The sequence below is a fragment of the Streptomyces sp. NPDC059850 genome (assembly GCF_042731515.1).
Lineage (GTDB): Bacteria > Actinomycetota > Actinomycetes > Streptomycetales > Streptomycetaceae > Streptomyces.
On record NZ_JBHWJI010000008.1, the window covers coordinates 179,188 to 204,612 of the forward strand.

The 25,425-nt window shown below is 73.4% G+C and carries 19 protein-coding genes and 1 pseudogene; 6 read left to right on the top strand and 14 right to left on the bottom strand.

What is annotated here, in order from left to right; genetic code table 11:
• Window positions 1-11: 11 nt before the first annotated feature.
• The 5 genes and pseudogenes from ACFV9T_RS09265 to ACFV9T_RS09285 form a co-directional block, all read right to left on the bottom strand.
• Window positions 12-686: an SDR family NAD(P)-dependent oxidoreductase gene (locus tag ACFV9T_RS09265; protein ID WP_385437821.1), complete on the bottom strand. Its 675-nt coding sequence runs from the start codon at window positions 684-686 to the stop codon at window positions 12-14.
• Window positions 683-1,639, bottom strand: coding sequence for an NAD-dependent epimerase/dehydratase family protein (locus tag ACFV9T_RS09270; RefSeq protein ID WP_385437823.1), 957 nt, complete (start codon window positions 1,637-1,639; stop codon window positions 683-685). The genes ACFV9T_RS09265 and ACFV9T_RS09270 overlap by 4 nt, the downstream gene beginning before the upstream one ends.
• Before the next feature lie 112 nt (window positions 1,640-1,751).
• A complete protein-coding gene (locus ACFV9T_RS09275; protein ID WP_385437825.1) occupies window positions 1,752-3,038 on the bottom strand; it encodes an FAD-dependent monooxygenase in 1,287 nt (428 codons plus the stop codon).
• 8 nt (window positions 3,039-3,046) lie between these two features.
• Window positions 3,047-3,619, bottom strand: a pseudogene (locus ACFV9T_RS09280) (cyclase family protein); the annotation flags it as partial.
• Between the two features lie 205 nt (window positions 3,620-3,824).
• Entirely contained in the window at window positions 3,825-4,649 is an 825-nt protein-coding gene (locus ACFV9T_RS09285; protein ID WP_385437826.1) for a BTAD domain-containing putative transcriptional regulator, read from the bottom strand.
• A 175-nt stretch (window positions 4,650-4,824) separates the two neighbouring features.
• On the opposite strand from ACFV9T_RS09285, the gene ACFV9T_RS09290 reads away from it, so the two are divergent.
• The 3 genes from ACFV9T_RS09290 to ACFV9T_RS09300 all read left to right on the top strand — a co-directional run bounded on the left by ACFV9T_RS09290 (window position 4,825) and on the right by ACFV9T_RS09300 (window position 8,889).
• Window positions 4,825-5,016, top strand: a complete 192-nt coding sequence (locus tag ACFV9T_RS09290) for a hypothetical protein (RefSeq protein WP_385437828.1) — start codon at window positions 4,825-4,827, stop codon at window positions 5,014-5,016.
• A 15-nt stretch (window positions 5,017-5,031) separates the two neighbouring features.
• The gene (locus tag ACFV9T_RS09295) at window positions 5,032-7,488 is read left to right on the top strand and encodes a TOMM precursor leader peptide-binding protein (RefSeq protein WP_385437829.1); all 2,457 of its coding nucleotides are present in this window, start codon (window positions 5,032-5,034) and stop codon (window positions 7,486-7,488) included.
• 150 nt (window positions 7,489-7,638) lie between these two features.
• A complete protein-coding gene (locus ACFV9T_RS09300) occupies window positions 7,639-8,889 on the top strand; it encodes a sensor histidine kinase (RefSeq protein WP_385437830.1) in 1,251 nt (416 codons plus the stop codon).
• A gap of 21 nt (window positions 8,890-8,910) precedes the next feature.
• On the opposite strand, the gene ACFV9T_RS09305 is transcribed toward ACFV9T_RS09300, so the two are convergent.
• The 3 genes from ACFV9T_RS09305 to ACFV9T_RS09315 form a co-directional block, all read right to left on the bottom strand.
• Window positions 8,911-9,516 carry a DNA-binding response regulator gene (locus tag ACFV9T_RS09305; protein ID WP_385437831.1) on the bottom strand — a complete coding sequence of 202 codons (606 nt, stop codon included), beginning with the start codon at window positions 9,514-9,516 and terminating at the stop codon, window positions 8,911-8,913.
• Between the two features lie 107 nt (window positions 9,517-9,623).
• Entirely contained in the window at window positions 9,624-11,279 is a 1,656-nt protein-coding gene (locus ACFV9T_RS09310) for an AMP-binding protein (RefSeq protein ID WP_385437833.1), read from the bottom strand.
• Between the two features lie 147 nt (window positions 11,280-11,426).
• Complete coding sequence (locus ACFV9T_RS09315; RefSeq protein ID WP_385437834.1) at window positions 11,427-12,692, bottom strand: M6 family metalloprotease domain-containing protein; 1,266 nt, start codon at window positions 12,690-12,692, stop codon at window positions 11,427-11,429.
• Between the two features lie 336 nt (window positions 12,693-13,028).
• Between ACFV9T_RS09315 and ACFV9T_RS09320 the strand changes: the two genes are divergently transcribed.
• On the top strand, window positions 13,029-14,993 hold the full coding sequence (locus ACFV9T_RS09320; RefSeq protein WP_385437836.1) for a putative bifunctional diguanylate cyclase/phosphodiesterase: 1,965 nt from the start codon (window positions 13,029-13,031) through the stop codon (window positions 14,991-14,993).
• A 3-nt stretch (window positions 14,994-14,996) separates the two neighbouring features.
• On the opposite strand, the gene ACFV9T_RS09325 is transcribed toward ACFV9T_RS09320, so the two are convergent.
• The 6 genes from ACFV9T_RS09325 to ACFV9T_RS09350 form a co-directional block, all read right to left on the bottom strand.
• On the bottom strand, window positions 14,997-16,079 hold the full coding sequence (locus ACFV9T_RS09325; protein ID WP_385437897.1) for an LLM class flavin-dependent oxidoreductase: 1,083 nt from the start codon (window positions 16,077-16,079) through the stop codon (window positions 14,997-14,999).
• Window positions 16,080-16,271: 192 nt separating this feature from the next.
• On the bottom strand, window positions 16,272-18,107 hold the full coding sequence (locus ACFV9T_RS09330) for a phospholipase C (protein ID WP_385437839.1): 1,836 nt from the start codon (window positions 18,105-18,107) through the stop codon (window positions 16,272-16,274).
• A 190-nt stretch (window positions 18,108-18,297) separates the two neighbouring features.
• Window positions 18,298-19,563 carry an iron uptake transporter deferrochelatase/peroxidase subunit gene (efeB, locus tag ACFV9T_RS09335; protein WP_385437841.1) on the bottom strand — a complete coding sequence of 422 codons (1,266 nt, stop codon included), beginning with the start codon at window positions 19,561-19,563 and terminating at the stop codon, window positions 18,298-18,300.
• Window positions 19,560-20,789 carry an EfeM/EfeO family lipoprotein gene (locus ACFV9T_RS09340; RefSeq protein WP_385437844.1) on the bottom strand — a complete coding sequence of 410 codons (1,230 nt, stop codon included), beginning with the start codon at window positions 20,787-20,789 and terminating at the stop codon, window positions 19,560-19,562. The genes efeB and ACFV9T_RS09340 overlap by 4 nt, the downstream gene beginning before the upstream one ends.
• Before the next feature lie 165 nt (window positions 20,790-20,954).
• Window positions 20,955-21,710, bottom strand: coding sequence for a decarboxylase (locus ACFV9T_RS09345; RefSeq protein ID WP_385437847.1), 756 nt, complete (start codon window positions 21,708-21,710; stop codon window positions 20,955-20,957).
• Window positions 21,711-21,793: 83 nt separating this feature from the next.
• Window positions 21,794-22,786 carry a decarboxylase gene (locus ACFV9T_RS09350; protein ID WP_385437850.1) on the bottom strand — a complete coding sequence of 331 codons (993 nt, stop codon included), beginning with the start codon at window positions 22,784-22,786 and terminating at the stop codon, window positions 21,794-21,796.
• A gap of 206 nt (window positions 22,787-22,992) precedes the next feature.
• Between ACFV9T_RS09350 and ACFV9T_RS09355 the strand changes: the two genes are divergently transcribed.
• Together ACFV9T_RS09355 and ACFV9T_RS09360 are read left to right on the top strand one after the other, a co-directional pair.
• The gene (locus ACFV9T_RS09355; protein WP_385437852.1) at window positions 22,993-23,940 is read left to right on the top strand and encodes a D-2-hydroxyacid dehydrogenase; all 948 of its coding nucleotides are present in this window, start codon (window positions 22,993-22,995) and stop codon (window positions 23,938-23,940) included.
• 40 nt (window positions 23,941-23,980) lie between these two features.
• On the top strand, window positions 23,981-25,402 hold the full coding sequence (locus ACFV9T_RS09360; RefSeq protein ID WP_385437854.1) for an amidase: 1,422 nt from the start codon (window positions 23,981-23,983) through the stop codon (window positions 25,400-25,402).
• Window positions 25,403-25,425 lie beyond the last annotated feature (23 nt).

Consider the following 25,425-nt stretch of genomic DNA (forward strand, 5'->3'; position numbering starts at 1 on the left):
TCCCTCCCCGGTCAGCCGCCTGTGAGCGTGAGGGTGTGGCCGGTGAGATGGGTGTTGGCCGCCGAGCAGAGGAACAGCAGGGTCTGCGCGGCGGCCCCGGCCCCGGAGGGCGCGCCCTCCGGGCACACCGCGTTGACCAGCACCCCGTCCGCCGCGACCTGCCCGCTGAGGCCTCGGGCCAGACCGTGCAGCCCGGCCTCGGCCGCGCCGTGGAACTCGTCGGGCACCCGGCGCGATGACACCAGCGCGATCCGGCCCCAGCCGCGCTCCCGCATCCCGACGACGGCGCACTGCACCGTGCGGATCACCGGGGCGAGGCTGTCCGCGACGACCGGCAGCCAGTCCCCCTCGGGGATGTCCTCGAAACGGGCGCGTGCGTCGGATCGCGCGCCCCGCCGCCAGGCGTTCGCCACCAATACGTCCAGCGCGCCCCAGCGCTCCTCGACGGCGGCCACGACCCAGCGCGGCGACGCGGTGTCCTCCAGGGCGTACGGCACGGCGAAGGCCCGGTTGCCGTCCGGGCCCGCCAGCTCGGCGGCCAGCTCCTCGGCGGCCTCGCGGCGGTTCCGGTAGGCGAGCGCCACCCGCGCGCCCTGCGCCGCGAAGGCGCGGGCAGCTGCCTGGCCGATGGCGCCGGTGGCGCCGGTGACCAGGACCGTACGCCCGTCCAGACCGAGGTCCATCATGAGCGCGCCACCGCCGCCCGGTCCGGGGCGCCCGCCTCGGCCAGCTGGTCGCGCAGTGACCGGACCGTGCCGAACCTCGGCCGCCAGCCCAGCAGCAGCCGGGCTCGGGAGATGTCCACCCGCTGCCAGGCGGGGCCCGCGGCATGGCCTCCGGCGCCCGGCTCCTCCACCAGCGGCACGCCGAGCCCGCTGAGCACGATCATCCGCTCCACCAGCCGCCGCACGCTCAGCGCCTGTCCGCAGCCGATGTTGACGACCTGTCCGCTCGCCCGGGGCGCGGTCGCCGCCGCGAGGGCCGCGGCGGCGGCATCCCGGACGTCCACGAAGTCCCAGCGCCCCGCGAGCGGTTCCAGCCGCAGCGGACCGGGGCGGTGGGTGGCCAGATGGCGGGCGACGGTGCCCAGCAGGTCGGCGCGGGGCGCGCCGGGGCCGAAGACCTGGGCGATCCGCAGCACCGTGCCATCGACCGCACCGGCCCGGGTGGCGCGCAGCAGGGTCTGGGCGCCGAGCAGCTTGGCGCGGCCGTACGCGCTGACCGGCGCGGGCGGCAGGTCTTCGGTGATGCCGACGCCTCGGCACACCGGGCCGTACTCGTGGACGCTGCCCAGCTGCACCAGCCGGGGCCGGTACGGCAGCGCCGCGGCGGCCTCCACCAGGGTGCGCACCAGCCCGGCGTTGGCCTCGGCCAGCTCCTCCCCGGTGCCGCCTCGGGTGAGCCCGGCCGCGTTCACCACGGTGTCGGGGGCGGCCCCGGCGAGGACGGCGGCGAGCTGTCCGGACGAGGCGCGGGTCAGATCCAGGCCCGCCCAGGAGACGGTCTCGCCGGGCTCCGGTTCGTGGCGGGAGACCACCAGCACCCGGGCTCCCACGGCCTCGAACGCGCTCCGGACCGCACCGCCCAGGGCGCCGGTGCCGCCCAGCACCACGACGGACGGCCCGGCTGCGTGTGACACCCTCGGCACCATCGGCGCCCTCCTCGCGGTCGTTCCCGGCGGGGTGCTGGTGAGAACAGCCATGGTCGCCGCCGTGACTTGAGCCCGCCTCGATCCGGGTCACCCGATCGGGTCAGTCGCTGCGGGTCACCTGGTCCGCGTCACCCGATCCGGGTCGGAGGCGCCCGGACGCCCTGGCGTCCATGACGCGGATCGACGGACCGCCGAACGCGATGCGCTGGAGCATCTTGCGGTGCAGCGGGGTGTGGCGCAGCGCCCGCGCGAGATGGGGGCGCACACGGGTGGCGAACGCGCTTCCGGAGAGCAGGGCCCGGCTCTGCCGGGTCTGCATCCGTATGACGGCCGCGACATCGGGCCCACGGCGCCCCTCGAAGGCGGCGAGCCGATCCGCGCCGAGGTCGCCCGCGGCCAGGGCGCCGACCAGTACGGGGTGCAGCACCACCGCGTCCTGGATGGCGAGGGTGATGCCCTGGGCGGCGATCGGGCCGTGGGTGTGGGCGGCGTCGCCGATCAGCACAAGACCGTCGTCCACCCAGCGCCGGGCGCGGGCCGAGAAGACATCCAGCAGGCCGAGGTCGCCCAGAGGGCGGACCTGTTCGCGGATGGCCGTCGCGTACGGCGGCACGGCACGCGCCAGCCGCTCCCTGATCCGGTCCGGGCCGAGCGCGGTGAGGGCGCGGTGGCCGTGCAGCGGCAGCGTCCAGCCGAGGTGGACGCGGTCCGGCCAGGAGCCGTAGACCACCACCGGGCCGTCCCCGGTGCGGAACACCCGCACCTCGCGGAGCGGCGGGGCGTCCGCGCCGCCCGTCCTGAGGGTGCAGCACAGCAGCACCTGGTGCAGCGCCTCGGTGCGGCCCGCGCCGATTCCGGCCAGCCGCCGGACCCGGGAGTACCGCCCGTCCGCGCCGATCACGGCCCGGGCCCGCACGGTGCAGCGGCCGTCCGGGCCGTCGGCGGTGACCCCGGCGATCCGCCCGTCCCGCCACACCAGACCGCCGACCCTCCGGCCGGGCAGAAAGCGGAAGCCGGGCGAGCGGCGGCAGTGGGCGAGGAGTTCGTCCAGCAGATGGGTCCGGGGCAGGGACAGCAGATGGTCGTACGGGGCGGGGAGGAGGCGGTAGTCGGCCTCCAGCAGCATCCGGTGGCCCTCGAACAGCCGGAACCGGTCGTGCTCCTGGGCGCCGCGCGCCCGCGCCCCCGCGAGCACCCCCAGCTCGTCCAGCAGCGCCAGCGCGCCGGGCTGCAGGATCTCGCCCCGGGACTCCCGCTCGTGCGCGCGGGCGCGCTCCAGCACGGTGACCCGCGCCCCCGAGCGCAGCATCAGCAGCGCGAGGACGAGCCCGGCCGGGCCGCCGCCGACCACGCAGACCTCGGTGTCGACCTCTTGATGTGCCGTCACCACCGGGCTCACCCCTCGTCGAGCAGGGCCACCGCGCGGGTCCAGCCCGCACCCGCACCCGCTCCCGCGATCTTGACGGGGAAGCAGGCGACCCGGAAGCCGGTGGGCGGCAGGGTGTCCAGCCGGGCCAGCCGCTCGATCTGGCAGTACTCCCTGCGGCGGCCCGCGAAGTGCGCGGGCCACAGCGCCGACCGGTCGCCGGTGGCGTGGTAGCGGCGGATCATCTGGCGGAACGGGGCGTCGAGGCTGAACGCGTCGGTGCCGATCACCCGGACCCCCAGGTCGAGGAGGTAGTCGGTGGCGGGGCCGTCGAGGCCGGTGAAATCGGTGAAGTAGCGCGGCGTACCGGCCCAGCAGGCGGCGCCGGTGTGCAGCAGGACGACGTCCAGCGGGCGGGGGCGGCAGCCGGTCCGGGCGAGCGCCTTCTCGATGTCCTCGACCCCGGCGGTGCGGGTGTCCGGGTCGGCGCCGGTGATGTCCAGGACATGGGCCGGGCGCAGGAACCACTCCATCGGCATCCGGTCGATGACGCGCGACATCCCGCACACGCCGGTGGAACCACCGGGCGCGGGGGCGTCCACCGGTGCGGACAGATCGACGATGCGCAAGGCACCCCCTCGGCTGGTGTCGGACAGGCGGTGGGTCGGAACGGGCAGGCGGTCGGCGGGAAATGCACTACGGCTCCGCTTGCCCGCGCGGGGGGATCGGGCAGCGGAGCCGTAGCAGACCCGGCTGAAGGGCGGCGCCGGGCGTTTCGGGGGAGGGCGGACCGTACGGCGGGGCGGGTCAGGCGGCGAACAGGTCGAGCACCGGTCGGCGCCACTGCCCTTCGAGGTCGAGGTCGAGCGCGGGATCGGAGGCGAGCACCGCCTGCTGGAGCTTCTGCAGCCGCGGCGAGGGCTCAAGCCCCAGATCCTCGACGAGCCGGGCGCGCAGCCCCTGATAGGTCTCCAGCGCCTGCCAGGGCCGACCCGCCCGGTACAGCGCGGCCATGCACTGGGCGTGCAGCCCCTCGTGGAGCGGGTGGCGGGCGGTCAGCTCGGTCAGCTCGGTCAGCAGCTCGGCATGGCGGCCCAGCCGCAGATCGGCCTCGATACGGCGCTCCAGAACGCCGAGTCGGCTCTCCTCCAGCCGGGCCAGCTCGATCTCCAGGACCGGACCGACCCGCACATCCACCAGCGCCGGACCGCGCCAGACCGCGAGCGCCTCGCGCAGCAGCAGGGACGCCTCGACATCGTCCCCGGCGTCGAGCGCGTCGCGCCCGGCGGCCACCAGCCGGTCGTACTCATGGATGTCAACCGCGCCCGGCTGCGCCTCCAGGACGTAACCGCCGTACCGAGTGGCCAGCACGTCCTTCGACGCCTGGGGCGCCTGGGGGCCGTAAGCGGCGGCCAGCCTGCGGCGGAGCTGGAGGATGTAGGTCTGCAAGGTGGTGGGCGCGCTGCGCGGCATCTGCGTGCCCCAGATTTCCTCCATAAGAGTGGGCACCGGCAGCATCTGGTTGGCGTAGACGGAAAGCAGTGCAAGGATCTGCCGCGGCTTGCCCGCGCTGGGCACGATCGACTGACCGCACGCCTCGACGCTCAGCGGCCCCAACACCTTGATGTCCATGGTCCTGTACCTCCGTCAACGGTCCGTCAGGTGCCTCCTGGCCGCGCGGCCGTGCCATCGAGGCACAGAAAAGACTCGCGGGTGAGCGGTGCATCCGACCAGTGCCGGACTACCGAACTCGGTATGAGTCCTGGCAGTTCGACCCATGACAAATTCACACCCTGGAGAGCCTGTGATGACGGAAGCCTCCATCCCCCCGCAACCCACGCGGTCGCCGGACGGCACCGCCGACCTGCACGGTCTGCACGGTCTGCACGGTCTGGACACGCTGCACGACCTGGACGACCTGGTCATCGAGGATCTGACCGCCGCCTCCTGGGAGGCCGTCGCGCCGCGCATCTGCATCTGCACGGTCAGCGGGGAATGAGGGGGGCGGGGACACATGGCGGGCGAACTGGGCTTCACCCCGCATCTGCGGGTCGAGCCGGTGCCGGGCGAGGCCGTCTACCTGGTCTCCGAGCACGGCGTCACCGCGCTGCACGGGCGGGCGATCGCGGCGCTCGCGCCGCTGCTGGACGGGTCGCGGGACCTCGCGCACATCCTCACCGAGGCCGCCCGCGCGCCCGGCCGCCCGGGCGCGGTGCCCGCCGGGCAGGCCGAGCGGGTCATCGCGCGGCTGCGGGCGGCCGGGCTGGTGTCCGAGCGGGAGCGTACGCACGCCCCCGGACCGGAGGAGGCGTACTGGGAACTGGCCGGGCTGGGCGGCGGCGACAGCGGCGGTGACGGCCGCTCCATACGCCCGGCCGGGGCCACCACCGCGTCGGTGGCGTCGGTGATCCTGGGGTCGGCCGATCCCGCCGAAGTCGTCCGGGCGCTGCGGGCGGCGGGCCTGCGGTCGGCGGCCGGGGTGAACGAGACGGACACGGCTGACGAGGGCGACGAGGCTGATGAGGAGCCGTACGACCGGGCGGCGGCTCCGGCCGCGCAGGGCCGGGAGTGCCGATGGGCCGTTCGTCAAGTGGGCCCGCGTCAACACGGCGCCGCCGAACTCACCCTTGTGGTGTGCGACGACTACCTCGATCCACGTCTCGCCGCCGTCGACGCCGCCCATCGCGCCGCGGGCCGCCGCTGGCTGCCCGTCAAACCGGTGGGCACCCGAGCCTGGCTCGGCCCGTTCCTCGGCGCCCCCGACGACCCGTGCTGGGCGTGTCTGGCCGACCGGCTGTGGCGGGGGCGGCAGGCCGAGGCGTACCTCCAGCGCAGACTGGGCCGCCCGGGGCCGGTGCCGCGGCCGCCCGCCTCGCTGCCCGCGAGCCGCGCGGCCGCGCTCCAGCTGGCCGCGCTGGAGGCCGCCAAGTGGCTGGCAGGGCACCGGCATCCGGGCCAGCGGGCGCTGCGCACCCTGGACAGCCTCACCGCCACCGTGGACCACCATCCGCTCTCCCGCCGCCCGCAGTGCGCCGGGTGCGGCAATCCGCTGCTGGTCGCGGAGCGGATACGGGCGCCACTGGCCCTGCCGTCCCGGCGTGAGCCGCACTACGCCGACGCCGAAGACGCCTCACCGCTGCGCGTCTTGGAGCGCTATGGCCATCTGGTGGACCCCGTCACCGGGCTGGTCACCGAGATCCGCCGCGATCCGCGCGGCCCGGCGTTCCTCAACTGCTACCACGCGCGCCACCCTTCGTACGCCTCGTACGCCGTCTACGCCTCGTGCGCCGCGCACGCCGCGCACGCCGGAGCGCCCACCCCGCCGAGCGGCCTGGACGCCGTGCGCGCCGGGCTGCGGGCCGCCGCCCACGGCAAGGGGCGGACCGCCGAACAGGCCCGGGCGAGCGCCCTGTGCGAGGCCCTTGAGCACTACAGCGGCCACTTCCAGGGGGACGAGCCGCGCCAGCGCGCCCGCTACCGAGCCCTGGACCCGGCGGAGGCGGTGCATCCGGACACCGTCCAGCTCATGGACGCACGGCAGTTCGCGCGGCAGTTCCCAGGCCAGGGCGCGCCGCGCCACCGCGTCCCCGACCCGTTCGACGAGGACGCCGAACTCGACTGGACGCCGGTGTGGTCGCTCACCGCCGAGCGCCACCGCCTGGTGCCCACCGCGCTGCTGTACTACGGCGCCCCGCAGCCCCCGGGGCAGCGCTGCTGCCGGGCGGACTCCAACGGCGCGGCGGCCGGGTCCACTCTGGCCGACGCCGTCGTACGGGGCTTCCTGGAGCTGGTGGAGCGGGACGCGGTCGCCCTGTGGTGGTACAACCGCACCCGTCAGCCCGCGCTCGCCCTGGACGGCCTCGACGACCCGTGGCTGGCCGAACTGCGCCGCGCCCACGGCGGTTTGCGGCGCGAGGTGTGGGCGCTGGACCTCACCACCGACTTCGGCATCCCGGTGGTCGCCGCGCTCTCCCGGCGGACCGACAAGCCCGCCGAGGACATCACCCTGGGCTTCGGCGCCCACTTCGACCGGCACACCGCGCTGTGCCACGCCTTCGCGGAGCTGAACCAGATGCTGCCCGCGGTGGTCGAGGCCCGCGCCGACGGCGGCGGATACGGCGCGGCCGACCCGGAGGCGCTGCGCTGGTTCCGTACCGCGACCATCGCCAACCAGCCCTATCTGACGCCCGGTCCGGACGCGGCGCCACCGCCCGCGATGGCCGCGCCCCCGGACGGCGACGCCCTGGCGGCCGTCCGGGGGGCGGTCCGCGCGCGCGGGATGGAGCTGCTGGTGCTGGACCAGACCCGGCCGGACGTGGGGCTGCCCGTGGCCAAGGTCCTGGTGCCGGGACTCCGCCCGCACTGGCCCCGGTTCGCCCCCGGCCGCCTCTACGACGTCCCGGTGGCCCTGGGACGGCTGCGGCGGGCGACTCCGTACCGCGCGCTGAATCCCATTCCCCTTTTCCTGTGATTCCTCCTGTGATTGCCGGTGACAACCCGTAACTCTGTGTACAGCATGAGCCTTCTCCGCATCCCCTCCTCCCCCGCAAAAGATCGGATACTCTCGGGCAAGCCGCCCAATCCGGCCCGACCATCCGGAGGACGAGTGCAGGGGAGCCTCTTGCCCGACGATGCCGGGAACAAGCCGCCGCGCGACCATGACGACCTGGCGCCGCGCCTGGCCGTGGTGATCACGGTGATGGTGCTTCTGCTCTACTTCGCCGTCGCCGTGACGTACGTGGTCGAAGGGCTCCCCCCGGGGAGCGCGGTGGACGCCGTGGTGCGGATGCTGGAGATCCTGCCGGTGCTCGCCGTGCTGCTGGGTATCCAACTGACCCACTCCTTCCCGGCGCTGGCGCCCCGGCTGGCCGCCGCCCGGCACTGGACGCTGCTGCTCCAGGCGGTGCTGACCTTCCTGCCGTTCGCCGTCTTCGAGCAGGCGTGGCTGGGCATGCCGGGCTTCCTGGCGGGCTCCGCGCTGCTGGTGCTGGCCCCGGCGGTGGCCTGGCCCACGTTCGCCGCGATCCTGGTGATCACCGATGTGCTGCTGTTCCAGGTGGGGTTCGGCTGGGACAAGGTCGCGTACACCACCGTGTCCACGACGATCACCGGGCTGGTGGTCTTCGGCCTCTCCCGGCTCTCCGGGCTGGTCGCCGAGGTATCGCGGTCGCGCGCGGAGCTGGCCCGGCTGGCTGTCGCCCAGGAGCGGCTGCGGTTCGCCCGGGACGTGCACGACCTGCTCGGCCTCAGCCTCTCCACCATCACCCTCAAGTGCGAGCTGGTGCACCGGCTGGTGCCCCGGCAGAACGACCGGGCCCAGCAGGAGCTGGCCGAGATCCTGCAGACGTCCCGTCAGGCGCTGGCCGACGTACGGGCGGTGGCCAGCGGCTACCGCAAGATGTCGCTGTCCGCGGAGGCGGAGACGGCCCGGTCCATGCTGGCCGCGGCGGGCATCCGGGCCACCGCGGACATCGGCTGCGGGCCGCTGCCCGAGCGGGTGGACACGGTGCTGGCGAGCGTGCTGCGCGAGGGGCTGACCAACGTGCTGCGGCACAGCAAGGCCGAGCACTGCGCGATCACGGCCCGGCGGGCGGGGTCCACGGTGCGGCTGACGCTGGTGAACGACGGGGTGGGCAAGCCGTCCACCCTCCTGCGCGCCGACAGCGTCACGGGCACCGCCGGAGCCGACGGGGGCAGCGGGATCGGCAACCTCCGGGTGCGGCTTGCGGGGCTCGGCGGGCGGCTGCACGCGGACGCGCGGGCCGACGGCTGGTTCGAGCTGCGGGCCGAGCTGGAGGTGTCCGCACAACCGCCTCGGGGCGGGCGGGGGCGCGGTACGGAGGAGGAGTTCGGCCCGGCGGTGACGGCGTGACCCCTCAGAGGGCGTGATCCCTCAGAGCCAGCCCGCCTCGCGGGCGATCCGGATGGCGTCGACCCGGTTGCGCGCGTTGAGCTTGGTGACGGCCGAGGTCAGGTAGTTGCGTACCGTCCCCACCGACAGGAAGAGCCGGGCCGCGATACGGGTGGCCTCCTCACCCTCGGAGGCCATCCGCAGCACCTCCAACTCGCGCGGGGTCAGCGGCTGCGGGCCGTCGTCCAGGGCGGCCAGGGCGAGTTGGGGATCGATGACCCGCTCACCCCGCGCGACCGCGCGAATGGCGTCGCAGAGGGTGGCCGGGCTGCTGTCCTTCAGCAGGAATCCGGAGACCCGGGCCGCGAGCGCGCGCCGCAGATTCCCGGGCCGCCCGAGGCTGGTGAGCATCATCGTCCGGCATTCGGGAACGGCGGTGTGCAGCTCGGCGGCGGCGGTCAGCCCGTCCACTCCGGGCAGGTCGATGTCGAGAATCGCGACGTCCGGGCGGAGCTGACGGGCCCGGGGCAGAATGTCCGCGCCGCTGGAGAATTCGGCCACGACCTCGATATCGGGTTCGAATTCCAGCAGGGCGACCAGTGCCTTGCGCAGCATATGCATGTCTTCGGCAATGAGCACTCTGACCATTTCGCCCCGCCCTTTCCCCACCGGCCCCCGACGACGATTATTCCCCCACGTTTCCGGGCCTCGCGGCTCTTTCCGTCTGATTCCCTCTGTCGAACTCACATGTTGTTTCAGGCCGCGCCGCCCCGGCACGGTTCGGTGGGGACCGGCGCGTACTCCGCGTGCAGAGCGCGCAGTTCGCCGCGCAGATACCAGTCGCGCAGCATCGAACGGCGTACCTTCACCGCTCCGTCCCGGCGTACCGTCCCGGGGCGTACGAGCAGCACCGCGCCAGTGGTGACGCCGAACTCCTCCGCCACCCGGGCCCGGATGCGGGCGGCGAGCCGGGGCAGGCCGGTCCGGGCGGCGCTCGCCGTACGGACCTCCTGGACGACGACCAGCGGCCCGGCGCCGGGCCCCGCGCAGAACACCCGGGCCGACCCCAGGGCCCGCCCGCAGCCGAGCAGTTCGCGCTCGACGTCCTGGGGGTGCAGGGTGACCCCGTCCACCAGGAGGCCGTCGTGGACCCGGCCGGTCATGCGGATGCCGCCGCCCGCGGCGAGGCCGAGGTCGCCGGTGCGCAGGAAGCCGCCGGGGCCGTCGGCGGCACGGGCGGCGAAGAGCGGCACGGTGTCCAGCGGCCGCCCCCAGTGGCCGGTGGTGACGGCGGCGCCGCGCGCCCAGATCTCCCCGGCCGTCCCCTCGGGCAGTCGGCGGCAGGTCTGCGGGTCGACGACGCCGAACTCCGCGCCGGGCACCGGGGTGCGGCCCTCGGCGATCAGCAGGGGCGCGCCTTCGGCGGGGGCGTATCCGGCGACCAGGGTTCCGGGGCGCAGCCCGGCGGCGGCGTAGCGGCGGGCGAAGGCGGCCATGGTGGCGGGCGAGACCGGCTCCCCGGCGTTGAGCGCGGTCCGCCAGCGGGAGAGGTCGAGCCCGGCGGGCTGTTCTTCGGCGGCGAGCGCGGCGCAGCGTGCGTACTGGGTGTCGGGGGCGACGGTCTCGGTGATGCCGTGGCGGCTGATGGCCCGTAACCAGGCGGCCGGGTCGGTACGGAACGGGCGCGCGGGCAGCGGGACGGCGGTGGCGCCCAGCCACAGCGGGTGCAGCACCTGGCCGATCAGGCCGGGGGTGTGGCGGCGGGGCAGCCACCCGCCGATCCGGGAGCGGGGGCCGGTGCCCAGGGTGGCCCGGAGGGCGTGCATGGCGGCGAGCAGGTTGCCGTGGGTGAGCCGGGCGCCGCGCGGGGCGGTGGCGGGCCCCGAGTCGTACGCGAGCAGGGCGAGGCTGTCGGGATCGGTGCGCGCGGGCGGGGCGGGCCCGTCGGCGGCGCGGTCGGCGGCGCGATCCGGCTGCAGCCGGTCGACGGGCAGGCAGGTGAGGTCGGCGCGGCCGACGAGCGAGAGGCGACGGGAGGTCTCGGTGGCGTGCGCGGTTTCGGTGAGGACGAGGTCCACGGCGGCGTCCCGGGCGATCGCCGCGGTGCGCTCCGCGGCGCTGCGGGACGCGGTGGGCGCGGGGACGGGGACGGCGACGGCGCCCGCGTACAGGCAGCCGAGCAGGGCGGCGGCGATGTGCGGACCGGGGTCCATGACGATGAGCACCCGGCGCCGGGCGGCGTCGCGTCCGCGCAGCCAGGCGGCGACGGCGGTGGCGCGGTCGTCGAGTTCGGCGTAGGAGATACGCCGCTCGCCGCCGCCTCCGTCCGGATGGGCGAGCGCGACGGTGTCGGCCCCGCCGTCCCGGGCCCGCTCTCTCAGTGCCTCGGCCAGATTCGCGTGTCGTGGCATGGTCGCTCCCGGGCGCCGGAGATCAAAACGAGGCCACAGTTTCGGTACGCCACCTCGAACACTGCTTGATCACCGTTCGGATGCCCTTGCTCGCGCTACGGTGCGACGGACTAGGTCCGCTCGCCGTCGTCGCACGGGGCGTACCCGTTACGTACGTTCGCCGCGCGTCACTTGGACAGCCCAGGAGCCACCGGTGGCGCGGCCGGTGACGGTCACGCGGACCGCTTCCTCCCGGGCCAGCAGGGAGTCGCCGACGCCGAGCGGGGCGTCGGCCAGCTCGGGGTAGACGGACTCGTTCCAGCAGGCCGAGGTGGTGGGGTGGCCGTCCAGCACCCGGACCGGGCCCTCGCCGGAGGCGGCGTCGTTGCGCACCCGGTAGACCAGGACGCCTTCGGTGCAGGTGCCCGCGTCGTTGCCGTACGCGCCGCGCGCCTCGATGGCCAGGGCGGTGGTGGGGCCGGTGCGGACGACGACCAGCCGGGTGCGGGTGTCGGTGCCGGGGCGGCCTTCCATGGGGGCGCCGAGGGGCTGGAGGGTGTACATCTTCGGGCCGAGGGCGCGGGCGCAGGCCACTTGGCGCCCGGTGAGCCAGCCGAGCTTCCACTTGTGCCAGCCGAAGGGGTCCGGGGACAGGCCGAACTGGCTGCCCATCAGGTCCCAGTCGCCGACGTAGGTGTCCCAGTCGCCGCTGTTGTCGGTCGTGCTGGGCCGGTGGTAGAGGTCGGGCAGGTCGAAGACGTGCCCGGTCTCATGGGCGAGGACGTTGCGATCGGGCGGATGGTGCTCGAAGACGGTCACCAGACGGCGTAGATCCTTACCGTCGGCGCGCAGCGGCCTTTCGAAGTTGACCACTTTGGTCGCGTCGGCGTCGACGCCCGGGGCGTCGGGGTCGGCGACGAGGTAGACGATGTCGTAGCGGCTGAAGTTCACGTGCGGATCGGCGGCGCGAATGGCGTCGCGCAGATACGCGGCCCGGCGCGCGGAGTGCCAGTCGCGCTGTATGGCGTACGCGGTGGACGCCTTCGGCATGGTGATCCAGCGCCGCATCGGGTGGACGCGCAGCGAGAAGCGTCCGTAGGAGGCGCGCTGGAAGAATTCACCGGTCGCGGGGGTGTGGTCGGCGGCCAGCCGGGCGGGGGTGACCTTGGGGGCGGCGTCCGGGAAGGACAGGAAGACCATGGCCGCGCGGAGCGAGCGGACCGGGCGGGGATAGTTGCCGTTCCAGCTGTCCAGCCCCTCGGAGTGGTGGGCGCCGGTGCGCTCCAGGGTGCACGGTCCGCCCGCGCCCACGGCCGTGGCGGGACCGGCCACCACGGTGGTGGCGATCAGGGCGCTCAGCGAGGTCAGGACGGCCTGGGCCCGGCGCAGCCGGGGCGGCCGCGGCGCCCACACGGCCGCTTGAGGACGCGCCATGCCGACCTCCCGGGCGTAGAGGGAACACCCACTCCACCCTGGGTCGGATTGGCGCGGTACGCCCTGTTCGGCTGGACCGGTCGAGTGAAGAGGCCGGGATGCGGGTACGTAACAGACGGTCACATCCGGTCAAGCGGGCAGTGCGCCCGCGCAGAGTCGAACAGATACGACCAAACACCTTGTCAAGGCGGCGGTGATCGCGATGGCGTCGATGGAACGCGCGGAGTACGAGCCTCTATGATCGGCACATTTCCAGCGGGGATTACCTATTCAGGCGGGCTCTTGGCGCCTGCCCGGCACCCGGTGTGAGAGATGCACGAGACGTGTACAACACAAATGACATACCTGGACAAGACGAACGCCAAGCGGGAGCGAGCGGTGAGCGGAACCCCCGACTGGCAGGGCCGCGCGCCCGGCGCGACGCTGCCGACGATCACTGAGCGTGATACACCCCCCAGCGCTTCCCCCATCGGGGCGGGCGCCGACGCGCCCCCGGGTACGCAACGGGGCGCGCAGCCGGGCGCGCCCCCCGGCGCACCATTAGGCGCGCCCCCGGGCGTACAACTGGGCGCGCCTCCGAGCACGCCCCCGGGCGCACCGCCGGGCGCCGCGCCCTCCGACTACCGCGCCGCGTTCAACGCCGCGCGGCTGGCCATGGCGGTCATCGACCGCGAGGGCAAGGTGCTCGACGCCAACCCCGCGCTGGGCGCCCTGCTGGGCGCCGAACCCGCCCAACTGGCCGCCCGGGGCGCCGCCGAGCTGGCGGAGCTGCGCGAGGACGCGCGCACCTGGAACGACTACCGCGAGGTGCTGCTCGGCCGCCGCGAGCGGATGACGTGCACCCGACGGCTCCATCACTCCGACGGCCATGCCTTATGGGCCGAGATCACCGTCGAACCGGCCCCGGACAGCTGCAGTCTGCTGCTGTCGATGGCCGACATCAGCGACCGCCGGGACCTCCAGGGGCGGCTGCGCCATCTGCAGATGCACGATCCGGTGACCCGGCTGCCCAACCGGAACCTCTTCTTCGAGCGGCTGGCCGCCGCGCTGGAGGCGGGGGCGTACGACCGCGCGGGCACCGGCCGGATCGGGCTGTGCTACCTCGACCTGGACGGGTTCAAGGCGATCAACGACACCCTCGGCCACCGGGTCGGCGACCGGCTGCTGCGGGCGGTCGCGCTGCGGCTCACCGAGTGCGCGGCGCCCGGCGACCATCTGGTGGCGCGGCTCGGCGGTGATGAATTCGCGCTGCTGGTGCGGGAGTCCAGCGGCACCGAGCAGGTGTGCGAGCTGGCCCGCTCGGTGCTGGCCGCGCTCCAGCGGCCGTTCGACGTGGGCGGGCAGCGGCTGTCGGTGTCGGCGAGCATCGGCGTGGTGGAGCGGCCTGCGGCGGGCACCCACACCACCTGGCTCATGCAGGCCGCGGACACCACCCTCTACTGGGCCAAGGAGGACGGCAAGGCGCGCTGGACCCTCTTCGACCCCGAGCGCAACGCTCACCGCATGACCCGTCAGGCGCTGTCGAGCACGCTGCGACCGGCGGTCGAGCGGGAGGAGTTCGTGCTCGACTACCAGCCGCTGGTCGGCCTGGTCGACGGGGTCGTCCGGGGCGTCGAGGCGCTGGTGCGCTGGGACCATCCGCAGTTCGGACGGCTCTCACCGAATCGGTTCGTCTCGCTGGCCGAGGAGAACGGCGCGATCGTGCCGCTCGGCCGCTGGGTGCTGCGTACCGCCTGCCGCCAGGCCCGCGCCTGGCAGCAGGCCCATCCAGGGCATCCGCTGGTGGTCAGCGTCAATGTGGCCGTACGTCAGGTGTGGGACTCCGACCTGGTCTCCGACGTGGGCACGATCCTCGCCGAGACGGGGCTGCCGCCGCGGCTGCTCCAGCTGGAGCTGACCGAGTCGGCGGTCATGGGCTCGGCGGGCCGTCCGTTACAGGCGCTCCAGCAGCTGAGCGACATGGGGGTGGCCATCGCGATCGACGACTTCGGCACCGGCTACTCCAACCTCGCCTATCTGAGCCGGCTGCCGGTCTCCACGCTCAAGCTGGACGGCTCCTTCGTCCAGGGCTTCCGGGCCGAGGAACACCCCAATCCGGCGGACGAGACGATCGTCCGGGCCCTGGTGGAACTGGCGCACCGGCTGGGGCTCACGGTGGTGGCGGAGTGCGTGGAGAGCGCGGAGCAGGCGGAGCGACTGGGGCGGATCGGCTGCGACACCGGGCAGGGCTGGTTCTACTCCCGCCCGGTCCCGCCCGACCGCATCCCTCCCATGCTCCCCGCCTGCCCGCTCTCCCCCTGAGGGTTACGCCGCGGGCGCGTCCGGCAGTCCGTACGCGTCCGCGATCATGCCGTACGAACGGATCCGGGCCTCCCGGCCGTGCGCCGTCGTCGTGATCTTGAGTTCGTCCGCCCCGGTCCGCTTGACCAGGTCGTCCAGCCCCTCGCGCACCTCGTCCGCCGTCCCGTACACCACGTTGGCCAGCCAGCTGTTGACGAAGTCCCGCTCGATCTCGCTGAATTCGTGGGCCTCGGCCTCCTCCGGCGACGGCACCAGACCCGGGCGCCCGGTGCGCAGGCGGAGCATGGAGAGGGCGCCGGTGAGCACCTGCCGGTGGGCCGCCTTCTCGTCCTCGGCCGCGAACGCCGAGACGCCGATCGACGCGTACGGCCGGTCCAGCACCGCCGACGGCCGGAACGACTCGCGGTAGAGGTCGAGCGCGGGGATCGTGTTGGCTGCGGAGAAGTGGTGCGCGAAGGAGAACGGCAGGCCCAGCTGGCCCGCGAGCCGGGCGCTGAAGCCGCTGGACCCCAGCAGCCACACCGAGGGCCGGTCGGCGGACTGCACCCCGCCGGGGACCGTGCCCTGGACGGGGCCGGGCACCGCGTGGATACGGGCGTACCGGTGGCCGTCCGGGAAGTCGTCGTCCAGGAACCGGGTCAGCTCGGCGAGCTGCTGCGGGAACTCGTCGGCGCCCTCGCGCAGCCGCTCGGTGCGGCGCAGTGCCGCCGCGGTCGCCCCGTCGGTGCCGGGGGCGCGACCGAGGCCGAGGTCGATCCGGCCGGGGGCGAGCGCCTCCAGGGTGCCGAACTGCTCGGCGATGACGAGCGGGGCGTGGTTGGGCAGCATCACCCCGCCCGAGCCGAGCCGGATCCGCTCGGTGTGCGCGGCCACATGGGCGAGGATGACGGCCGGGGAGGAGCTGGCGACGCCCGGCATGGAGTGGTGCTCGGCCACCCAGAAGCGGTGGAAGCCGCGCCGCTCGGCGAGCCTGGCCAGCTCGGTGGTGGTGCGCAGCGCCTGGGTGGCGGTCAGCCCGCTGCCGACGGTCGCCAGGTCCAGCACCGACAGCGGTACGGGCGCGCTGCCCCGGGGACTGGCCCGGATGGTCTCGCGCTCTTCGGCGCGGCCTTGGTCGCGCTGGTCGTCTCGCCGGTCCCGCTCATCGGCCACGGTGGCCCGCCTCCCTGATCGCACTGCGGTACTGCATCGTCTACCGCGCACCATCAACCGGATGAAGGCTCCGCTTTATTCCCGGCCCGGGACCCGGGGGTTCCGGGCCCCCGGGCCGGGGGTGGGTCAGGCCGTACGGCGGCGCAGCACCAGGACGGTGGCCGCGGCGCCGAACACCAGCGCACCGGCGCCGATGCCGATCGGCAGGACGGCCGAGTCGCCCGCTCCCGCCGTCCCGGTCGTGGCGAGGCGGCGGGGGGTGAGGGCGTCGGCGATCGGGGCGCCGGCGGCCAGGGCGCTGGTCGTGTAGTGCCCGGACCGGTGCACCGAGGCCACCGAGCCGTCCTGCTTCAGCAGCACCTGGGTGTTGTTCGGGTGCCGGAAGTCGAACATGCCGGACAGCGCGTTCGCCCGGGTGTCGAAGGAGGCGTCACCGATCCGGCCGGTGTGCCAGTTGTCCTCGATGAAGCGGGTGATCGACGCCTGCTCGGTGGGGGTGTGGTCGACCTTGTTGGACGTGCTGTACGGGGAGATCACCAGCAGCGGCTGGCGCGGGCCGGGACCGCAGCGGTCCTGGTAGCCGCGCGCGGGCCGGGGAGCGGACTGACAGGCGGGGCTGTCGGTCGCCTTGCCGTTCGAACCGGCCGTGGTGTCACGGGAGCCGTTGGTGGGCTTGGCGTACGCGTGGTCGTACCAGCCGTCGCTGTCGTCGTAGGCGACGACGACCGCGGTGTCCTTCCACTGCGGCGACTTCTGGATCGCGTTGATCTCCTTGACGAGGAAGTGCTGCTCGTCGACCGGGTCCGAGTAGCCCGCGTGGCCGTCCTGGTACTCGGCGGCCTTCAGGAAGCTGACCGAGGGCAGATGGCCGGTCTTGAGGGCGGCGTCGAAGTCGGTCAGGTCGTAGTTGTGGTTGGCCTGACCCTGGTGGCCGATCTCCGAGACGCTCTTGGGCGGCAGATGATGCGGATTGGCCGTGGACTTGTAGTACTGGAACGGCGCGTGGTGGGGGCTGTAGTCCACCGAGGAGGCGCCGCCGACGTTGGTGTGGGTGGTGCCGGAGCACTTGGCGTAGCTGCCCTGCGTGCCGTCCCAGGCGGTGCTGGGCCGGAACCCGCCCTGGAACCAGCCCCAGCTGACGTCCTTGGCGTTGAGCAGGTCGCCGATGTTCTTGCCCTTGAGCATGCCGAGGGCGCTGCTGCTGGTGTGGTCCTTGTCCGAGCAGTCGTCGAAGGCCGGGTCCGGGTCGTTGATCATCGTGCCGACGCCCTGGGCGTCCGGCGAGGACACGGTCGCCGGGTCCGGCTTGTCGGTCTGCTTCGGGTCCTCGGTGGAGGACTTCGGGTCGGTGGAGACGATGCCATGGGTCTGACCGGAGACCAGCTCGACGGCGCCCGGGCTGGAGGGGCCGTAGCCCGAGCTGAACGAACGGTCGCTCAGGGCGTAGTGCTGGGCGTAGTTCCACAGCCCGGTGACCGTGTTGCCGTCGTAGTAATCCATCACCAGACCGGGCTCACCGAACAGCCCGGCGCACTTGCTGACCTCGGTGTTCTCGACGAACTTATCGGCCTTGCCGCCATTGGCCGCGTACTGCTCGGGGCCATAGGAATGGTTCTGGTCGCAGGTCATCGCCTGCGAGGACGCGAGCCGCTTGGGCTTGTAGAGATTGGGGTTCTTCTCCAGCAGGCCCGCGTGGGCGAGCGTGTCGATGTTCTTCGGGGTGTCCTTGGCGGCGGTGAACTTCGTGCCGTCGGTGTTGGCGGCCTTGGGGTAGGTACCGAAGTAGTGGTCGAACGAGACGTTCTCGTCGAAGATCACCACCACATGCTTCACGGGCGTCGCGGTCCGCTGTGCCGCCCCCTTGGCGGGCGCGGCCCACGCGGGCGCCACCCCGCCCGCGGCCGCCAGCACCGCGGCCCCGGCCAGGGCACTCCAGCGCTTCGCTCGTCGTCTACCGCCCATGCCATGCCTCCACGTGTATCCGTTTCACGCCTGCGCCGTGATCCTCGGCCGCGGGCAGGACATTCCGATGGAATCCATGGAGGAGGGTGAATGAATAGCGGGTCAGGAAAACACAAGGAATTCTTGAGAGGTTCTTGACCAGGAGTGTTATGGGGATCGTTACCGGGAGTGGCCGGACGGCCCCGGACACTCAGGCCAGCAACGCCCGCCCCAGCCAATCCGCATGGTCCCGCACACCCGGCAGCGCGAAGAAATAGCCGCCGCCGAACGGGGTGATGTAGTCGACCAGCGGCTCCCCCGCGAGACGCTTTTGCACCGCCTCGAACTGCCGGGCCAGGTCCTGCTGATAGCTGCAGAACAGCAGGCCCATGTCCAGATTCCCGTTCGCGTCCATGCCCCGGTCGTAGTTGTAGGCGCGGCGCAGGATGCGCTGGTCCTCGGTGCGCGCCGTACGGGGATTGGCCATCCGGATATGGCTGTCCAGCGGGATGACGTCGCCCTTGGGGTCCTGGGCGAAGCGCGGGGTGTCGAACTCGTGCCGACCGTCCAGCGGTGCGCCGGACTCCCGGCCGCGGCCGAACATCCGCTCCTGCTCGGTGATCGACACCCGGTCCCAGAACTCCACCAGCATCCGGATCAGCCGGACCACCTGATAGCTGCCGCCGGTCGCCCAGCCCGGCTCCCCGGAGCCCTCCCCCGCCCAGATCAGGCGGTCCATCAGCCGGGCGTCGCCGGTGTCCGGGTTGGCGGTGCCGTCCTTGAAGCCCATGTGGTTGCGCGGGGTGCCGGAGGGGCGGGGCGGGCTGATGAATCCGTCCATGCGCCAGCGCACCTGGAGCGCGCCCCGGGTGTGCCGGGCTATGTCACGCAGCGCGTGCAGCACCGTGTCCGTGTTCTCCGCGCAGAGCTGGAGGCTCAGATCGCCGTGGCACCAGTCGGGGTCGAGGTCGTCGTCGGGGAAGGACGGCATGGCGCGCAGCCGCCGGGGCTTACGGTCCTCCAGCCCGTACCGCCCGTCGAAGAGCGAGGCGCCCACGCCGACCGTCGCGGTCAGCCGGTCGGCGGTGACCTGGGGGCCCAGGGTGCCGGAGTCGACAGGCGGGGCGGTGATCCCCACCGGGTCCGGGGTGCCGCCGGTGGTGAGGAAGCGGCAGCGCGCGGTGAGCGTACGGAACAGCTCGGTCAGCTCGGTGCGCCCCTCGGCGGTGGCGTCGAAGGCGACGAACACGGTGGCGCGCTGCGGCGGGGTGAGGATCCCGGCCTGATGCGCGCCGTGAAAGGCGACCCGTGCGGCGGCCTCTCCCCCGGCCCCCTTCCCGGCGCCCTCCGGCCCCGCACCGCCCGCGTTCGACCCGCCCGCCCGCGCGGCTGCCGGGGCGGCCGAGGCGCCCGCCACCGCGCCGACCGTGCCCGCCGCGGCGCCCCGCAGAAAGCCCCGCCGCCGCACCTCGCTCACCGGGTCCTCCGCACATCGGTCAGGGCCGCCACATCGGCCAGCCGCTCCACCAGCGCGCCCGCGGCGGCGTTGATCTTCTCCCGGCGCCCCCGGTCGAGCTGGTCCAGCGGGATCCAGTGGTCCCCCTGGCGGGCGGCGTCCAGGGCCTTCCCGGTGCGCTCCATCCAGGTGCCGGTCTCCGGCAGCCCGGGGTCGCGGGAGGTCAGCAGCGGGCGCAGCCGGTCCAGCGCGGCCCCGGTGCCGTCGAGGTTGGCCCGCGCGGTGGCCAGGTTGGTGCCGCTGCCGTAGTCGGTGCGGCCGGTCAGCTCGAACTGCACGGTGTTCTCCATGATCTCGTGCGCCCGCAGGCCCAGGTCCGCGGGATCCATCCGCTGCTGCGGCCAGCTGTCTCGCAGCGCGCGGACGTCCTTGTCGAGCTGGTCGGCGGCACCGCGCAGGCTGCTCGCGGACGCGCCGTGCCACAGCCCGTACTCGACGCGGTGGAAACCGGTGAAGCCCGGATCGCGGACACCGCCGGACAGCCCCGCCGTGGTGCCGTTGATCGCCCCGTCCGCGTCGCCGAAGGTGCCGTAGGCGGCGCCCATCCGCTCGTACACCAGATGGGCGGGCAGCCAGGCCGCGCGGGCTGCGGCCAGATCGCCCTCCCGGACGGCCGAGCGCAGCACGTCGGTGCGGCGCACCAGCTCGCCCATCCGGCCCTGCACCCACTTCTGGTAGGCGATGGTGGGCGGGATCAGGTCCTGCTGGGTGACCGGAACGGCGGCCGGGCCGCCGCCGCGCGCCGGTCCGGCCACGGTCACCGTGGGTCCGGTGACCGCGTCCGTGTCGTCGGGCAGGCAGCGGAAGGCATAGGAGCCTCCGCCGAGGGTGACTCGCAGCGGGCGGCTGGTGCCCGGGCCCAGCCCCTCGACCTCCCCGTACACCGAGCCGTTCGCCGGGTTGGTCAGATACACCTCGGCCGCCCGGCTGGAGGTGTTCGTCAGGTCGAAGACCTGCTTACCGCGATGCGGATGGGCCCAGCCCTTGCCGCAGCCGCCCTCCGACACCTCGACCGAGGTGTGCCGCAGCCCGTCGGTCGCGGGAGCGGAAGCCCGCGGGCCCCCGCCCTCCGACGATCCGCCGGCGGTGGCCAGCGTGGCCGCGGCCACCGCCGCGACCACCGTCACCGCGACGGTGACCAGCAGCGGGCGTTGTGACCCGGGGAAGGAGGGAGGAAGGCGGCGCACGGCTGCATGCTAAGCAGATTTCGGGATGCGGAATACTGCCGGGATCGTCCGGAGAGAGGGAATTCCCGCCCGGTTCACCGATCCGTCACCACTCGCTCCCTTTCTCCGCCGCCGTCGCCGCCCACTCTTCTCAGCCGCCCACGGGCCCTCAGCCGAGGGCCCTTCTCAGCCGCCCGTGGCGAACAGCGCGCCCAGTCGGTCATGGACCGGACTGCGGCCCAGCAGCCGCAGCCCTTCCCAGACCGTGACCTGGTTCGCCGTGAGCACAGGCTTGCCCAAGTCCGCCTCCAGGTCGGCGATCCAGGCGGCGGTGTGCAACGCGGTGTCCGGCAGCAGCACCGCCTGGGCGTCCGGATGGTCGCCGTGGCGGGCCATCCGCAGCACCTCGTCCTTCCCCCAGGTGCCGACCTCGGCGGCGGTGATGATGCCGCTGCCCTGGGTGGAGACCACCTCCGCGCCCGCCGCCTTCAGGAACGTCCTGAAATACTCCGCGACGTCCTCCGGGTAGGTGGCGGCGATGGCCAGCCTCTCGACGCCCAGCGCCTGCACCGCGTGGGCGAAGGCGAAGGAGGTGCTGGAGGCGGGCAGCGCGGCCGTCTCCTCCAGCTCGCGCACCTGATCCCGGGCGCCCTCCCATCCGAAGACGAAGCTCGCGCTGGTGCAGGCCCAGATCACCGCCTGGGCGCCGCGCTCCTTCAGCTCGGCGACCCCGGCCGCGAGACGGGACCCCGACCCCATTTCCAGCAGGGCGTCCACCCGGTGGGCGTCCTCGCCGATGTCGGTGTGGACGAGCGGGAGCCGCACGCTGTCGCCGAGCATCCCCTCCAGGCGCGGATAGTCGTCCTCGGCGGAATAGCCCGGGTAGAGAAAGCCCACCGTGTCCGGCGCCTGGTGCGTCGTCCGCTGCGTCGCGTCCGTCATGACTGCCTCCTTACCTGCGGCCCCCGTGGGCGCCGCCCCTGCACTGTCATTTGTGATACACCGCAGCCGCCCGGCAGGTTCCCTCACATCGCAGACGGACCTCCCGAGTCGTCGAGGAACGGGCCCTCGCCGATCCCCGGCCCGAACCCCGGGTCGAGCCCGTCCGCCGGATCGACGTCCGGCCCCGGCGACGCGGCCCCGGCCAGCGCCGCCTCCGGCTCCGGCTCGGCGTGCGCCGCCGGATCCGCCATCGAGGACATCGGAGGCATCGAAGCCATCGGGGGCATCGATGCCATCGGGTCGGCCACCATCGACGACGCCATGCCCGCCGGGCCCCGCCGCGCGGCCGGGTCCAGCAGCGCCTGGTACGGGCCGACCGCCTGGGCGCCGATCTGCCGCAGCGCCGCCCAGACCGTCACCTGGTTGGCCGACAGCACGGGCATCCGCAACTCCGCCTCCAGCTGCGGAATCACGTCGTACGTCGGCAAGTTGGTGCAGCTGATGAAGAGCGCGTCGGGCGACCCGACCACCGCCTCCCGCGCCATGTCGACCACGTCGCGGTAGGGGACCTTCCAGATGTGCCGGGTCAGTCCGAGGTAGGCCCGGCCCGTCACGGTGATACCGGCCTCGCCCAGGTACTCCTCCAGCGAGTCGGTCACCGACCGGGTGTACGGGGTCACCACCGCGACCCGCCGGGCACCGATCTCCCGCAGCGCCTCCAGCAAGGCGCCCGAGGTGGTGAGCGCGGGCAGCTCGCCCGCCTGCGTCATCGCCGCGCACATCGCGCGCTCGCCGGCCACGCCGCCGACGAAGCTGCCCGAGGTGCAGGCGTAAGCCGCCACTTCCGGTGCGACCGCGCTCAGCGCCCGCACCGCGTCCTGCAGGGTTTCGTGCTCGCTCACGAGCCGTGCCAGGTCGAGGCTGACCTCGACCGGGACGAAGGGTGTGCGGGTGAGGTGCAACGAGACCTCGTCCGGCACCCAGCGCCATAGTTCGCGATCAAGCGCGAAGTCGAACGGTGCGACGACGCCCACGCCGCGCTGCGGCTGCGGGCCACCCAGAAAGGAGACGTCCATATATCGAGCCCCAATACAGAAAGGGAGGGCTGGACCATTGGCCAGAGATATAAGAGAGAGCACCGGCCTGATGCCGGGACGTCGGGACAGATCCGTTGTTGACGACGGTAGTTTCCGCTGCCTAGCGTGGTCAATCCCGAAACCAAGGCGCCTGCCCCGACATTCGTCAGCCAAACCCACCCACGTTTCGAAACGGTTTCCCGCCTATGTCCGAAAGCACTGTTGTCGTCTTCGGCGAGCAGCCCCCGGTCCGGCTGGACCGGCTGACCGGCCGGGCCCAGGTCGTGGTGTGCGACGAGAAGACGCTGCCCGACGCCCTGCCCTCCGCCGATGTCCTCCTGGTCTGGGATTTCACCTCCGACGCGGTACGCGATGCCTGGCCCGGCGACGGCCCCCGGCCGCGCTGGGTGCACACCGCGAGCGCCGGGGTGGACCGGCTGCTGAGCCCCGAACTGACCGCTTCCGACACCGTGTTGACCAACGCGCGCGGCGTCTTCGAGCAGCCGATCGCCGAGTACGTCGCGGGCCTGGTCATCGCCATGGGCAAGGACTTCCCGGGCAGCTGGGAACTGCAGCGGCAGCGCCGCTGGCAGCACCGCGAGACGATGCGGCTGGCCGGGACGCGCGCGGCCGTCATCGGCGCCGGGCCCATCGGCCGGGCCATCGCCGCCACCCTGACCGCGCTCGGGATCAAGGCCGACCTGGTCGGACGCACCGCACGCCCGGGCGTGCGCGGCAACGACGAGCTGCCCGAGCTGCTCGCGGAGGCCGACTGGGTGATTTCCGTGGCCCCGCTCACCGAGGCCACGCGCGGCATGTTCAACCGGGACGCCTTCGCCCGGATGAAGCCCACCGCCCGGTTCATCAACGTCGGACGCGGCCCCCTCGTCATCGAGGACGATCTGAAGTCCGCCCTGGTCGGGCGGCAGATCGCGGGTGCCGCGCTGGATGTGTTCGAGAACGAGCCGCTCGCCCCCGACGACCCCCTGTGGGACGTGCCCGGGCTCCTCGTCTCGCCCCATATGAGCGGAGACACGGTCGGCTGGCGCGACCACCTGGCCGAGCAGTTCCAGGACAACTACGACCGCTGGAGCGCCGGAGAACCCCTGCTCAACATCGTCGACAAGCGTCTTGGATACGTACCGGTGGACTGATTCGCACGGACCGTCCTGACCCACCTGAACGGAGAGCTGGATGACCGACCTGCACGACCTGACAGCGGTTCAACTCCTCGAGCGGTACGGCTCCGGCGATCTCTCCCCCGTCGAGGCCACCCGAGCCGCCCTCGACCGGATCGAGCAGATCCAGCCGAGGGTCAACGCCTACAGCCGGGTGGACCACGAGGAAGCGCTGCGCCAGGCGGAGGAGTCCGCCGAACGGTGGCGGCGCGGCGAACCGGCGGGGCTCCTGGACGGCGTCCCGGTGTCGGTCAAGGACATCCTGCTGATGCGCGGCGGCCCCACGCTGCGCGGGTCCCGTACGGTGCGCACGGACGGGCCGTGGGACGAGGACGCGCCCGCGGTGGCGCGGATGCGGGACCACGGGGCGGTGTTTCTCGGCAAGACGACCACCCCGGAATTCGGCTGGAAAGGTGTCACGGACAGCCCCGTATACGGGGTGACGGGCAACCCGTACGCCCCCGGGTGCACCGCGGGCGGCTCCAGCGGGGGCAGCGCGGCGGCGGTCGCGCTGGGGGCCGGTCCGCTGAGCCTGGGGACGGACGGCGGCGGGTCCGTCCGTATCCCCGCGTCCTTCTGCGGGATCTTCGCGCTCAAACCCACTTATGGGCGGGTGCCGATCTATCCCGCCAGTGCGTTCGGGACGCTCGCCCATGTGGGGCCCATGACGCGGGACGCGGCCGATGCCGCCCTGCTGATGGACGTCATCACCGGGGCGGACTGGCGCGACTGGTCGCAGCTCGGTCCCTTCGGGGGGAGCTTCCGGGAGGCCATCGCGGGGGGTGCGGAGGGTGGCGGCGCGGTCGACGGGTTGCGGGTCGCGTACAGTCCGGCGCTCGGTGGCGACGCTGCGGTGGACCCCGAGGTGGCCGCGGCGGTGCGGCGGGCCGTGGAGCTGCTGGCCGGGCTGGGCGCGGTCGTGGAGGAGATCGACCCGGGCTTCGAGGATCCGGTGGAGGCCTTCCACACGCTGTGGTTCAGCGGTGCGGCGCGGGTCGTGCAGCCGCTCGGGCAGGAGCAGCGGGAGCTGCTGGATCCGGGGCTGCGGGAGGTGTGTGCGCAGGGGGCCTCGTACAGCGCGCTGGATTATCTGGCGGCGGTGGACGTGCGGATGGCGCTCGGGCATGCGATGGGGCGCTTCCACTCCGCGTACGACCTGCTGGTGACGCCTACGTTGCCGATCACCGCCTTTGAGGCGGGGGTGGAGGTGCCGGAGGGGTCGGGGCACGCGCGGTGGACGGGGTGGACCCCGTTTACGTACCCCTTCAACCTGACGCAGCAGCCGGCGGCGTCTGTGCCGTGCGGGATGACGGCGTCGGGGTTGCCGATCGGGGTGCAGTTGGTGGGGGCGCGGCATGCGGATGCGGTGGTTTTGCGGGTGGCGCACGCGCTGTACGGGGCGGGGGTGGCCGAAGCCGTGCCGTCGCCGGTGGGGTGACGGGGGTGCGGGGGCTCCGCCCC